The sequence below is a fragment of the Roseobacter litoralis Och 149 genome (assembly GCF_000154785.2).
GTDB lineage: Bacteria > Pseudomonadota > Alphaproteobacteria > Rhodobacterales > Rhodobacteraceae > Roseobacter > Roseobacter litoralis.
The window spans coordinates 1662474-1675740 of record NC_015730.1; the positions used below are offsets into that span (position 1 = coordinate 1662474).

The window sequence follows — 13267 nt, forward strand, 5'->3', positions numbered from 1 at the left end:
CACCCTATCAGCCGCAAAGGTACTGTCCAGATCATGGCACCGCATATCCTGCGCTACTGCGACATGGCGTCCTGCGTTGGGTTATTGAATAATTGAAGGCTGTTCTATACTCATCCCAAGAAGTGAGCGTGCCACCTCACCAGAGTTGGCGATCGATACAGGAGACGCGCGCGTGGAGTATACTGAGAAGCTGGACGAAGCGCTTGCGCGTCTGCATGAGGAAGGGCGCTACAGAACCTTCATCGACATTGAGCGGCGCAATGGACAGTTTCCGCACGCAGTATGGACACAGCCGGACGGACAACAGCGTGATATTACCGTTTGGTGCGGTAACGACTATCTCGGGATGGGTCAGAACCCGGTGGTTCTGGACGCCATGCATGAGGCGCTGGAGGCAACCGGGGCAGGGTCGGGCGGCACCCGCAATATTTCAGGCACAACGGTCTATCATAAGCGCCTCGAGGCGGAACTGGCCGATTTGCACAACAAAGAAACGGCGCTGCTCTTTACCTCTGCCTACATTGCAAATGATGCGACGCTGTCGACCTTGCCGAAATTGTTTCCCGGCCTGATCATCTATTCGGATGCGTTGAACCATGCCTCGATGATCGAGGGCGTGCGTCGCAATGGCGGCGCAAAGCGGATATTCCGGCACAATGACGTTGATCATCTGCGCGAACTGCTTGCGGCGGATGATCCTGCGGCCCCGAAACTGATTGCGTTTGAGTCGATTTATTCGATGGATGGCGATTTTGGCCCGATTGCAGCCATTTGTGATCTGGCCGACGAATTTAACGCCCTGACCTATATCGACGAGGTACATGCGGTCGGCATGTATGGTCCGCGCGGCGCCGGTGTGGCTGAGCGTGACGGGGTGATGCATCGCATCGACATCATCAACGGAACACTGGCGAAAGCCTATGGCGTGTTGGGCGGCTACATCGCAGCGTCGGAAAAAATGTGTGACGCGATAAGGTCTTATGCGCCAGGCTTCATCTTTACCACCTCTCTGCCGCCGGCCATTGCGGCGGGTGCTGCCGCGTCTGTGGCGCATCTCAAACGCAGCCCCGAACTGCGCGAAGCGCATCAGTTGCAGGCGCGCATTCTTAAAATGCGTCTGAACGGACTTGGCCTGCCGATCATCGATCATGGCAGCCATATCGTGCCCGTCATGGTCGGAGACCCGGTTCATACGAAAAACCTGAGCGATATGTTATTGGCGGATCACGGGATTTACGTACAGCCGATTAACTATCCGACTGTACCGCGCGGGACTGAGCGGTTGCGCTTTACCCCGTCGCCTGTACATGGCCCGCGTGAGCTGGATGCACTGGTGCGCGCGATGGACGGACTTTGGTCACATTGTGCGCTAAATCGCGCCGAGGAGGCAGGTTAACCTGAGGTCTGGTGAAATTCGAGTTGCCTTGTGTTAACCTAACCTAAACAACAAGTCAGGTACGAATCGTGGGGACGATTCTTTTCCACTGACGACGGCAGGTTGACAGGCTGGAGCAAGACGGGGCGGTACGCTATGATTGGACGCAGGCACGCTGCGAGTGAGGAAGACCCTGTTGAACGCAAGGCGTTCGACGATTTCGAACTGCGACTTGGCGATGTTATGCGCGGCGAGCGGGCGACGATGGGCAAGTCGCTTCTGGATGTTCAGCGGGAGTTGAGGATCAAGGCCTCTTACATCGCGGCGATTGAAGATTGCGATCCCGATGCCTTTGATACCCCCGGGTTTATCGCTGGTTACGTACGGTCCTACGCGCGCTATCTTGGCATGAACCCGGACGACGTTTTCGAGACATTCTGCCAGGAAAGCGGGTTCACCGTCGCGCATGGGATGTCGGCCGAAGCCTCTGTTATCAAAAAGACAAAGCAAAAGCCAAATGCGGGCCGCTCGTTGGAACATGACATGTTCAAACGTCCCGGCACCCCCTTTATTCCTGCGGGCGAAAGTTTCTGGTCACGCATCGAACCGGGTGCTGTCGGCTCTTCGCTCGTTCTGATCGCGTTGATTTCGGCGATTGGATTTGGCGGATACGCCGTGCTTCAGGAAGTGCAGCGTGTTCAAGTAGCGCCCGCCGATCAGACCCCGATCGTTTTGTCAGACCTTGATCCGCTGGATGGTGTCTTGGCTGCGGCGCCTGATACAGCGGCATCAGGCGCGTTGCCTGTGGGCATGGATACTGTGCGCATCGACCCATTGGATCAGCTTTTTCGGCCCGATGCGCTGGATGTGCCGGTTATGATTGCGCGCGACGCGCCCATCGCGACGCTGGATCCCCGAACCGTCGGCAGCTTTGCGCAGACGTCCCAGCCGGGGCCCGAACGGTTGTCAGACAGCCTTCTTGTCGAAAACGACTTGGCGAATGCGGATCGGGTGCCAAGTGTCGAGGGGCAGGTACCCATCGTTGTAAAAGCACCCGGTCCTGCCTTGCGGATGGTGGCCGTGCGACCTGCCTGGGTGCGGGTTAGCGCGCCTGATGGCACTGTAATTCTCGAGACAATTATGGAACCGGGTGAGACGTGGGATGCGCCTGTTGGTGGCGAGCCTGCGTTGTTGCGGACCGGTGAAAGTGGCGCGATATATTTTGCGCTGAATGGTGAGTATTACGGGCCGGTTGGAAAAACGGGAACCATCACGTCGAACATCTCGCTCGAGGTCGCTTCGCTCAAAGCAACCTATCAGGTCGCGGATCTGGCGGCGGATGAAGCATTGGCAACAACCGTCGTTGAGCTTCAGACACCTGCGGGTCCTGCGTCAGAATAACTGCCCCACAAATTGAAAAGGGTGATTGCGGGTTGGGGCCTGAGTGTCTAGTTTAAGTGACAGACACAGCAATGAAGGTCCCACCGATGTCGCTTAATCATGTACGCCCTTGGCGCAACATATACCGCAGAACATCACGCCAGATCATGGTTGGCAACGTGCCTGTTGGGGGCGACGCGCCTATTACAGTACAGACGATGACCAACACGCTGACGACAGATGTTAAAGGCACAATTGATCAAATCAATGCGGCAACAGAAGCGGGGGCGGATATCGTTCGTGTCTCGGTGCCGGATCAAGCTTCCTCTCAAGCGCTCAAACAGATCGTGACCGAGGTGTCGGTTCCCATCGTCGCAGACATCCACTTTCACTATAAAAGAGGGATCGAAGCGGCGGAGGCGGGGGCTGCGTGTCTGCGGATAAACCCCGGTAACATCGGCGATGAAAAGCGCGTGAAAGAGGTCATCAAGGCGGCGCGGGACCATAATTGTTCAATCCGCATCGGCGTGAACGCGGGCAGCCTTGAAAAGCATCTCTTGGACAAATACGGTGAACCCTGTCCTGATGCGATGGTGGAAAGCGGGCTCGACCATATCAAGATCCTGCAAGATAACGATTTTCACGAATTCAAAATCAGCTGCAAAGCATCCGACGTTTTCATGGCGGCAGCGGCCTATCAGCAGTTGGCCGATGCAACTGATGCACCCATCCACCTTGGCATCACCGAGGCGGGGGGGCTTGTGTCGGGAACAATCAAATCTGCGATCGGTTTGGGCAATCTGCTTTGGATGGGTATTGGCGATACCATACGCGTCAGCCTGTCGGCAGACCCCGTCGAAGAGGTCAAGGTTGGCTATGAAATCCTGAAATCACTGGGATTGCGTCATCGCGGTGTGAATATCATTAGCTGCCCCAGTTGTGCGCGGCAGGGTTTTGACGTGATCAAGACGGTCGAAGCCCTCGAGAAACGTCTGGAGCACATCAGAACGCCAATGAGTCTGAGTATCATTGGATGCGTGGTGAACGGACCCGGTGAGGCCTTGATGACCGATGTCGGGTTTACCGGCGGCGGTGCGGGCTCGGGCATGGTGTATCTGGCGGGCAAACAAAGCCACAAATTGGACAACGACCAGATGGTTGAACATATTGTGGAGCAGGTCGAACAAAAGGCCGCTGAGCTTGAAGCTGCAGCGGCCCTTGCGGATGCGGCTGAATAGGGCGGTACGTTAACCGCGCTTTTCGTCGACAATCATTTGCAGCTGATCCATCGGTAAAAAGCCGCGCAGCATCTCATCATCGAGCACGAATGTGGGAGTACCACTGATCTGCAACCGCTGCGCCAGTGCGCGCGTCGCCATCAGTTCTTGGGTGACTTCATCCGCTTCCATGCGCGCTTCGATCTGATCAGTGTTCAGACCGAACGTGTCTGCAAGGCGCCTCAGGGCAGGGATTGTAATATCGCCGTTGTAGGACATCAGCGCATCATGCATCGCTTTGTAGGCGTCAGGGCCTTCTTCCAGCTTGGTGGCGATGGCAAATCGGGATGCCAGCAATGACTGCTCCCCGAGAATCGGGAACTCCTTGACGACAAAACGAATGTTGTCATCAGCGGCGAGCAGTTTTTCGACCTCACCGAACGCGCGTTTGCAAAACCCGCAGCGATAATCCATGAACTCCACAAGGGTGATATCACCATCGGGATTGCCGCCGACATAGGAAAAGCCGTCGTTGAAAATCGCCTCGGCGTTTCGGGAGACCAAATCTACGTCAGCCTGCGCCTGCACCTCGGCTTGCCGTTCTTCCAAGGCATTGACGGCCTCCATGATCACCTGTGGGTTTTCCATCAGATAGGCACGCACCTCTGCCCCGAATTGCGTGCGTTCTTCGTCTGACATCGCACTCAGATCGAGCGCCAACGCCGGAGCGGTTGCGGTTATCAGGCTCAGGGCAAAAGCCATCAGTCGTTTTTTCAGCATAGTTTATCTCCGTTTTGCGGCGCGTTCGGATGCAATCAACACATCTTGTGCCCGTTGCCAAGGGCCGGACCCTTCCGGCAGCAAATCAACGGCACGTTTGGCGTGAATGCCTGCGTCTTTCATCCGCCCCCTCAGCGCATAGCGTTCGGCGGTCACCACCGACGCCATGCCCTTCTGGCCGGATTTTGCATAGGCGACCGACAGATCGCGCAGCATCGTGCCATCTCTGAAATCGATTGTGCGTGCTTTTTCAAGCACCTGCTTGGCTTTGTTAACATTACCCTCGACCAACAGCGCGCGCCCGTAGCCGGATAGGATCAGCGCATCGTTCGGGGCCAGTTGCACCGCCCGCCCATACGCCGCCGCAGCGGCGGAAAAATTGCGCGTCTCAAACAGAATTTGTCCGCGTTGATCATGGTAAAACGGATCGTTGGGTTGCAGCGTGATGGCCTTGTCAATCGCCGCAAGGGCTTGTTTCGTGCGGGACTGGCGGTGCTCAGCAACCGCTTCGCGCAGAAGGCGTACATCCTGATAGGGGCTTTCGTTCAACCGGCGCAGCGTCCATTTGGGCGCGCGGGTATAGGCGCTGAGCTTGCCCTTAACCCGTTCAAACCAGTAATCTGCGGTGGCATTGTCGTTCGTCGCATTCCCGTAGGCGGCGACATAGCCCTCAAGCGCGCGCATCCGGTCGCGGGACAGGGGGTGAGAGCGTGTGTAGGGATCCTGACGCGTTTCGGCCAGCAGTTCCTGACCGCGAAACAGTTGCAGGACCTGCGACATGCCCGCAGGGTTTATTCCGGCAGAGCGCATAAAGCGCACAGCGGATTGATCGGCGGAGGCTTCTTCGGCGCGGGTATGGCGCAAAAAGCGATTAATAGCCGAGCTTTGCGTGCCCAGCAAAACGCCCGCACCAGCCTCGCCGCCACCCGCTGCTGCCGCAACAGCGGCAAGGGCGATGCCAAATCCGGCGGCAGTGCGCGCGCTGGCAAGGTTGTTCATTCGCCGGGTGAGGTGCCCATTGGCGATATGCGCCGCTTCATGCGCGATCACGCCCTGCAACATGGCGGCGTTGCTCATACGGTTGATCAGCCCGTAGTGCAGGAAAATGGCGTCCGTGCTGATGACAAATGCGTTCAGCGAACTGTCATCGACAACCAATATCTTGACGCGCGATGGGCTGAGACCAGCAGCAGTCAGCACAGGAGCGGCCAGTTGTTTGAGCCCGTATTCGAGATCCGCGTCCCGCAAGAGCCCCTGCGCCGACACTGTCTGTGCAAACAGACAAAAGATCAGCGCCGGGATTGACGTCCGTCGGAATACGCGATGAAACCACATGACACCATAAGGAGCGGTTTTCATGCGGGTTTCAAGGCGTTCTTCGGTCGATCCCTTCATTGTGATGGACGTGATGGAGGCAGCGCGTCAGGCAGAAGCGGCAGGACGGCACATTATTCATATGGAAGTGGGCCAGCCCGGCACCGGTGCACCCAAAGCTGCGGCATCTGCACTGGCTGATGCGATGGGGCGGGAATCGCTGGGGTATACGGTGGCTTTGGGCTTGCCTGCCCTGCGCGCCCGCATCGCGCGTCTGTACGGGGAATGGTACGATGTGGACCTTGATCCGCAGCGGGTGATCATCACGCCGGGGTCTTCTGGCGGGTTCATTCTGGCCTTTACCGCTCTTTTTGACACAGGTGACCGGGTCGGGATCGGCGCACCGGGATATCCCAGTTATCGCCAGATTTTGCGTGCATTGGATCTGTGCCCCGTCGATATCGCCACCGCACCCGAAAACCGTTTTCAGCCTGTCGCCAGTGACCTTGAGGGGCGCGATCTGGCCGGGCTCATGGTCGCCTCACCAGCAAATCCTACGGGAACAATGCTGGACAAGGCGGCGCTTGGCAGTCTGATCGACGCAGCCGCCGGTCAGGGTGCGTCTTTCATTTCCGACGAAATCTATCATGGCATTGAGTATGAGGCCAAGGCGGTCACCGCGCTGCAGGTGACGGATGAGGCCTATGTGATCAATTCGTTTTCCAAGTATTTCTCGATGACGGGCTGGCGGGTTGGCTGGCTGGTTGTCCCTGAGGACCATGTGCGCGTTATAGAACGGATCGCGCAGAACATGTTCATCTGCGCGCCCCATGCCAGCCAGATTGCCGCCCTCGCTGCGATGGACGCCGAGGATGAATTGCAGGCGAATATGGATGTGTATCGGGCCAACCGCAAACTTATGCTCGAAGGGTTGCCAGAGGCCGGGTTCACGAAAATCGCGCCGCCCGACGGGGCGTTTTACGTCTATGCGGATGTGTCGGAAATGACCGATGACAGCCGCGCCTTTGCGGCGGAAACTCTCGAACAGGCAGGCGTGGCCGTCACGCCCGGACTTGATTTTGATCCATTGCGCGGACACCAGACGCTACGGTTTTCCTATGCGCGCTCGACTGCGGATATCGCCGAAGGGCTGGCACGGCTCGAGGCGTTCATGCAGGCACGCTAGCCCATTCCCTCCGGGGTTGAGGTGTTATAGGGTTCGGCAAAACAAACTGGCCGAGCAGCCCATGATCCGACATTTGAAACTCTGCGCCTTTGTCTTGGGCGTGTTGGCAGCACCGTTGAATGCGCAGGACCTGTCCGGCGTTGCGCGGGTGGACACGGCCAACAGCCACATCAAACAGAACTGGTTTGGCCGGTTGGACATGCAGCTGACCCTGTCGCAGGGCGTGCCGTATCGCATCTTTACCCTCGATCAGCCCCCGCGTCTGGTCGTGGATTTCCGTGAAGTGGACTGGTCAGGCGTGCAGGCGGATGCGCTGCTGAACAAGGGGACCAGCATCGACGCGCTGCGTTTCGGCGTCTTTCAGCCCGGCTGGTCGCGGCTGGTCGCGGATCTGGCGCAGCCGATGCTGCCTGACGAGATTGGCATGACAGTTGATGAGGTCACAGGCGGGGCGATTCTGAACATGACCCTGCGGTCGACGGACCCAGAAACCTTTGCCATGGCGTCCGGCGTGCCTGAAAGCTCTGTCTGGCCGACTGCGCAGCCTGATCTGGTGCAGCCCGCCGTGTCTGACGATCGGTTTGTTGTCGTTATTGATCCGGGTCACGGCGGCATTGATCCCGGCGCGGAGCGCGAAGGTCTGTCGGAAAAAAACTTGATGCTGGATGTTGCGTTTGAGCTTCGCGACGCCTTGATCCGTGCGGCGGATGTGGATGTCGTGCTGACCCGTGACCGGGATGTTTTTGTGTCCCTGCAAAACCGCGTGGCGCAGGCCCACCGCGCCCGCGCTGATTTATTCCTGTCATTACATGCAGATGCACTGAGCCAAGGGGGGGCGCAGGGCGCAACGGTCTACACGTTGTCCGATGAGGCCAGCGATACAGCAACCGCGCATCTGGCGGCGCGCCACAACCGGGCGGACATCATCGCAGGTGCTGATCTGACCGGGTCGGATGATGCTGTGACCACCGTTTTGCTTGATTTGGCACGTCTGGAAACAGAGCCGCGATCAAAGGCGCTGGCGCAAGCACTGATCCAGAGTATGACAGCCTCCGGGGGGCCGATGAACAACAGACCCCTCAGGAAGGCGGGTTTTTCAGTATTGAAATCCGCCGATATCCCGTCCGTTTTGGTAGAGGTCGGGTTTCTCTCCAGCGCGCGCGATCTGGAAAACCTGCGCAACCCTGAGTGGCGCAGCAAAATGGTGGATGCCATGGCGCGCGCGGTTCTGGAATGGCGCGCGCAGGACGCGGCACTGCGCGGGCTGATAAGGCAGTAGCGATCACGTGCTTATGACGTCACGCTCTTTTGACCATGACGCCAGAAACACTTATACCCAAGTCTGTAACGTCAACAAAGGTGCGTGCTTTTCGTGTTTCGATTCATTCTGTCATTTCTGGGTGGTATTTTTACGACCATAACCATGGGCTTGGGCATGGTTGTGCTGAGCATTGGTGCGATTTTCTGGGTCTACGGCAAGGATCTGCCAAGCCACGAATCACTCGCGCAATATGCCCCACCCACCATCAGTCGGATTTATTCCGGTCAGGGGCAGATCATTGATGAATTCGCCAAGGAAAGGCGACTGTTTACCCCGGCCGAGGACATCCCCGATCTGGTCAAACAGGCCTTCATTTCGGCAGAGGATAAGAATTTTTATCAGCACGACGGTTATGATCTGCGCGGCATCGGGGCGGCGGCGGTCGATGCGGTGAAATCGCGCGGACAGGATGTGCGCGGGGCGTCGACCATCACGCAGCAGGTGATGAAGAATTTCCTGCTCTCCGGTGACAGACGTGCGGAGCGTAAGATCAAGGAGATCATTCTGGCTTCCCGGCTTGAGGAAACGCTTGAGAAAGATCAGATCCTTGAACTCTACCTGAATGAGATTTTTCTGGGGCAGAATTCCTATGGTGTCACGGCAGCCGCACAGACCTATTTCAACAAACCGCTGAGCGATCTGACGGCGCATGAGGCGGCATTCCTCGCATCCTTGCCCAAAGCACCCAGCGATTATCATCCCGTGCGCCAGAAAGAGCGCCTGCAGGCGCGTCGTGACTTCGTGCTCAAGGAAATGATGGAAAACGGCTATATCACGCAGACCGCTTATGAAACCGAGGTCGCCGCGCCCTTGCGATCGGTGCAAAACGGGGATTTCGAAAGCTTCCGGGCGGAGTTGCCGCCGCGTGATTATTTCACGGATGAGATTCGCAGACAGTTGAGCGAAGACTTTGGTGAAGGCGAGTTCTTTACCGGTGGGCTGAGCGTGCGCGCGACGATTGATCAGGATTTGCAGCCACTTGCTGCCGAATCTCTGCGTCGCGCGTTGGAAGAATATGACCGCCGTCAGGGCATCTGGCGCGCACCGCAAACGCGGATTGACCCGGGACAGCTGGGCGATGAAACGGCATGGCGCACGGCCCTCGCGGCAGTTGACATCGCGCGTGATATTGATCTGGACGGCCCGTGGTATCCGGCGGTGGTTTTATCCGTCGGCGAAACTTCGGCGCGCATTGGCATCGAAGGCGTCGTTGAAGACGAAGACGGCCATTTCATCCCGGCGCAAGACGTCACTTGGGCGCGCAAAAAGCGGCGCGACGGTTCTCTGAGCGGCAAGGCGCAGCGGGCGGGTGATTTGCTTGAGGTCGGCGACGTGGTGCATGTTCGCGCCATGACCTCGGATGAGGACGACAGCTTTATCCGCTGGAGCCTGCGACAGGTTCCGGAAGTGCAGGGCGGTTTTGTCGCCATGGACGTTAATTCCGGACGCGTGATCTCAATGCAGGGCGGGTTTTCCTATCAGGACAGCGTGTTTAACCGCGCCACACAGGCGCGCCGCCAACCGGGATCAAGCTTCAAACCTTTTGTCTATGCCTCAGCGCTCGACAGTGGCTATTCCCCAGCCACCATCGTCATAGACGCCCCGATTGAGATCAACACGCCGCAAGGCCTGTGGCGGCCACGCAATGCGTCGCGCGAATTCTACGGACCTACTCCTTTGCGCACCGGCATTGAACGCTCCAGAAACCTGATGACTGTGCGATTGGCGCAAGAGGTCGGCATGGATGTTGTGGCCGATTATGCCGAACGTTTTGGCGTTTATGACAACATGGGCACCTTTCTGGCCAATGCGCTGGGGTCTGAGGAAACCACGCTCTACCGGATGGTGGCTGCCTATGCGATGTTTGCCAATGGGGGCGAACGTGTGCAGCCGACGCTGGTGGACCGGGTGCAGGACCGCTACGGGCGCACGATTTACCGCCATGACGAACGCTACTGTTTCGATTGTGAACTGGCCAGCCTTGATCCCGGCTTTGGCCCGCGCATCATCTCGAACCGGGAACGCGTAATGGACCCGATCACCGCCTATCAGCTAACCTCGATGATGAAGGGTGTTGTTGATCGCGGCACTGCTGCGCGCACGGTCAACCTGCCTGTGCCGACTGCCGGTAAAACCGGAACAACCAATGACGCCAAAGACGTCTGGTTTATCGGATTCACCAGCAACATCGTTGCGGGCTGCTACATCGGCTATGACCAGCCCCGGTCGTTGGGGCGGGGCGCATCAGGCGGCGGCATGTGCGGCCCGGTGTTCCAGCGGTTCATGGAAGAAGCGACGCAAAAATATGGCGGCGGCCCGTTTGAGGTGCCAAATGGCGGTCGCTTTATCAAGATCGACCGTTTCACCGGTGCACGTCTGAACGATGATGCCACGGGCGATGCGGTTGTAGCTGAGTATTTCCGCAGCGGTGAAGAGCCATTGTTCGGTGTCATGTTCGATGGAGGCTTTGCCATGGGTCAGGATTTGCCGCTGGTTCAGGAAGTGCAGCCCGGAAAGCGTCAGGAGGTGACGACCTCGACCGGGGAAACGATCGAGGTCGGCCCCAATGCCAATTTCGGCACGCTCAGTTCCGGCGGGCTATACTGATCCTCAGGGTGTAATCGCCGCCGGTGCCTTGCCGCTGCCGTGGTGCTGGTCTATCAGGAAGTAACCCTAGTTTTCCGAGGCTGACATGCGCGCAGACGTCCAGAACACCATTGAAAAAATACAGAAATCGCTGGACCTGCTGGCCCAGCGGCTGGATGTCGAAACCGCCCCCTACAGGCTTGAGGAGTTCAACGCGCGCGTGGAGGATCCGACGCTCTGGGATGATCCGGATGCGGCGCAGAAACTGATGCGGGACCGTCAGATGCTGGTGGATGCCATGGCAACCCATGACAACATCAAGCAGGAGATGGCTGACAACATCGAACTGATCGAACTTGGCGAGATGGAAGACGACGCGGATGTCATAACTGACGCCGAAAACGCATTGCGCGCTTTGGAAGAGACCGCGGCGAAAAAGGAACTCGAAGCGCTGCTGGATGGTGAAGCCGACAGCAACGATACCTTTCTTGAGGTCAACGCAGGGGCAGGGGGCACCGAAAGCTGCGACTGGGCGAATATGCTTGCGCGCATGTATGTCCGCTGGGCGGAGAAGAAGGGCTATAAGGTCGAACTTCAGTCCATGAGCGACGGCGACGAGGCGGGGATCAAATCCGCGACTTACAAGATCACCGGGCTGAATGCCTATGGGTGGCTCAAATCGGAAAGCGGCGTGCATCGTTTGGTGCGCATCTCGCCTTTTGACAGCGCGGCCAAGCGACATACCTCCTTCAGCTCGGTCTGGGTTTACCCGGTGGTGGATGACAATATCGACATTGACGTGAACCCTTCGGATATCCGCATCGACACCTACCGGTCCTCAGGCGCGGGCGGGCAGCACGTCAACACGACCGATTCCGCCGTTCGGATCACGCACCATCCCACTGGCATCGTGGTGACCAGTTCGGAAAAATCCCAGCACCAGAACCGCGACATCGCGATGAAAGCGTTGAAATCGCGCCTGTATCAAATGGAACTGGACCGCCGCAACGCGGCCATTAACGAGGCGCATGAAAACAAGGGCGATGCCGGATGGGGCAATCAGATCCGCTCCTACGTGCTGCAGCCCTATCAGATGGTCAAAGACCTGCGCACCAATTTTGAAACCTCCGACACCAAGGGGGTTCTGGATGGTGATCTGGATGGGTTCATGGCGGCGACCCTTGCACTGGATGCATCTGGAAAGACACGGGCCGAAGCGCAAAACGGCTGATCAATTCCATTTTGACATAACACCGCAACTCAGGCACGTTTTAATCGGTCGAGTACGAAGAGGAGACTTCCGTGGCGGCGATTGCAGAGGGTGAATTGAAACCGGGCGCGCCGGAGTTGCGCGATGCAAATTTCGATATGCTGCGCGCGGCTTTGAAAAAAGGCCTGTCCGATTTCAAAGCCAAACCGCTTTACGGCATTCTGTTTGCTGCATTTTACGTCCTCGCAGGCTGGGTGATGACGATCATCACCGCCGAAACCGGGCATACCTTTTGGCTGGTGCTCGCGGCGATTGGCTTTCCGCTGCTGGGGCCATTTGCGGCCGTCGGACTCTATGAGGTGTCGCGTAGGCTCGAAGCGGGCCTGCCTGTGCCCGCCGGGGAAATCTTTGGCGTGATCCTGAACCAGCGCCACCGGCAGTTGCCTTCAATGTGCACGATGATGGTGGTTATTTTCATGTTCTGGTTTTTTCTGGGCCACATGATCTTCGCCCTCTTCCTTGGGCTGTCCACCATGACCAATGTATCGAGTTCCTTTGAGGTCTTTCTGACCTCAAACGGGCTGATGATGCTGGCATTCGGAACGGCTGTGGGGGCCGGTTTCGCGGTTTTGATTTTCTCGATCGCGGTGATCGGATTGCCGCTGCTGCTGGACCGGGAGATCGATTTTGTCACCGCGATGATTACCAGCATTCAGGCGGTCAAATCTTCCCCCGTCGTCTTTCTGATCTGGGCCGCCTTTATCGCGGTTGTGGTGTTCGCCTCCATGCTGCCGGGCTTCTTTGGCCTTTTCATCACGTTACCCCTGTTGGGGCACAGTTCATGGCATCTTTATCGAGAGATGATCGTAAGCCCTTAAAGCGTCATGCGAAAAACCTG

At 57.7% G+C, this 13267-nt stretch carries 10 protein-coding genes; 8 read left to right on the forward strand and 2 right to left on the reverse strand.

What is annotated here, in order from left to right; genetic code table 11:
- Positions 1-172: 172 nt before the first annotated feature.
- From hemA to ispG, 3 genes are all read left to right on the forward strand, one after another.
- The gene (gene hemA, locus RLO149_RS07820; RefSeq protein ID WP_013961539.1) at positions 173-1396 is read left to right on the forward strand and encodes a 5-aminolevulinate synthase; all 1224 of its coding nucleotides are present in this window, start codon (positions 173-175) and stop codon (positions 1394-1396) included.
- A 135-nt stretch (positions 1397-1531) separates the two neighbouring features.
- On the forward strand, positions 1532-2776 hold the full coding sequence (locus RLO149_RS07825; protein ID WP_013961540.1) for a helix-turn-helix domain-containing protein: 1245 nt from the start codon (positions 1532-1534) through the stop codon (positions 2774-2776).
- A gap of 86 nt (positions 2777-2862) precedes the next feature.
- Complete coding sequence (gene ispG / locus RLO149_RS07830; protein WP_013961541.1) at positions 2863-3993, forward strand: flavodoxin-dependent (E)-4-hydroxy-3-methylbut-2-enyl-diphosphate synthase; 1131 nt, start codon at positions 2863-2865, stop codon at positions 3991-3993.
- 9 nt (positions 3994-4002) lie between these two features.
- Here ispG and RLO149_RS07835 read toward each other — a convergent pair whose 3' ends face one another.
- Both RLO149_RS07835 and RLO149_RS07840 read right to left on the reverse strand, forming a co-directional pair.
- Entirely contained in the window at positions 4003-4752 is a 750-nt protein-coding gene (locus tag RLO149_RS07835; protein ID WP_013961542.1) for a DsbA family protein, read from the reverse strand.
- A 3-nt stretch (positions 4753-4755) separates the two neighbouring features.
- The gene (locus tag RLO149_RS07840; protein WP_013961543.1) at positions 4756-6111 is read right to left on the reverse strand and encodes a M48 family metalloprotease; all 1356 of its coding nucleotides are present in this window, start codon (positions 6109-6111) and stop codon (positions 4756-4758) included.
- Here RLO149_RS07840 and RLO149_RS07845 point away from each other — a divergent pair.
- From RLO149_RS07845 to RLO149_RS07865, 5 genes are all read left to right on the forward strand, one after another.
- Entirely contained in the window at positions 6110-7252 is a 1143-nt protein-coding gene (locus RLO149_RS07845; protein WP_013961544.1) for a pyridoxal phosphate-dependent aminotransferase, read from the forward strand. The two genes, RLO149_RS07840 and RLO149_RS07845, sit on opposite strands and share 2 nt — an antisense overlap.
- A gap of 61 nt (positions 7253-7313) precedes the next feature.
- A complete protein-coding gene (locus tag RLO149_RS07850; protein ID WP_013961545.1) occupies positions 7314-8531 on the forward strand; it encodes an N-acetylmuramoyl-L-alanine amidase in 1218 nt (405 codons plus the stop codon).
- Positions 8532-8624: 93 nt separating this feature from the next.
- The gene (locus RLO149_RS07855) at positions 8625-11180 is read left to right on the forward strand and encodes a penicillin-binding protein 1A (RefSeq protein WP_013961546.1); all 2556 of its coding nucleotides are present in this window, start codon (positions 8625-8627) and stop codon (positions 11178-11180) included.
- 85 nt (positions 11181-11265) lie between these two features.
- Positions 11266-12390 carry a peptide chain release factor 2 gene (gene prfB / locus RLO149_RS07860; RefSeq protein WP_013961547.1) on the forward strand — a complete coding sequence of 375 codons (1125 nt, stop codon included), beginning with the start codon at positions 11266-11268 and terminating at the stop codon, positions 12388-12390.
- A gap of 71 nt (positions 12391-12461) precedes the next feature.
- Positions 12462-13247 carry a DUF2189 domain-containing protein gene (locus RLO149_RS07865; RefSeq protein ID WP_013961548.1) on the forward strand — a complete coding sequence of 262 codons (786 nt, stop codon included), beginning with the start codon at positions 12462-12464 and terminating at the stop codon, positions 13245-13247.
- Positions 13248-13267 lie beyond the last annotated feature (20 nt).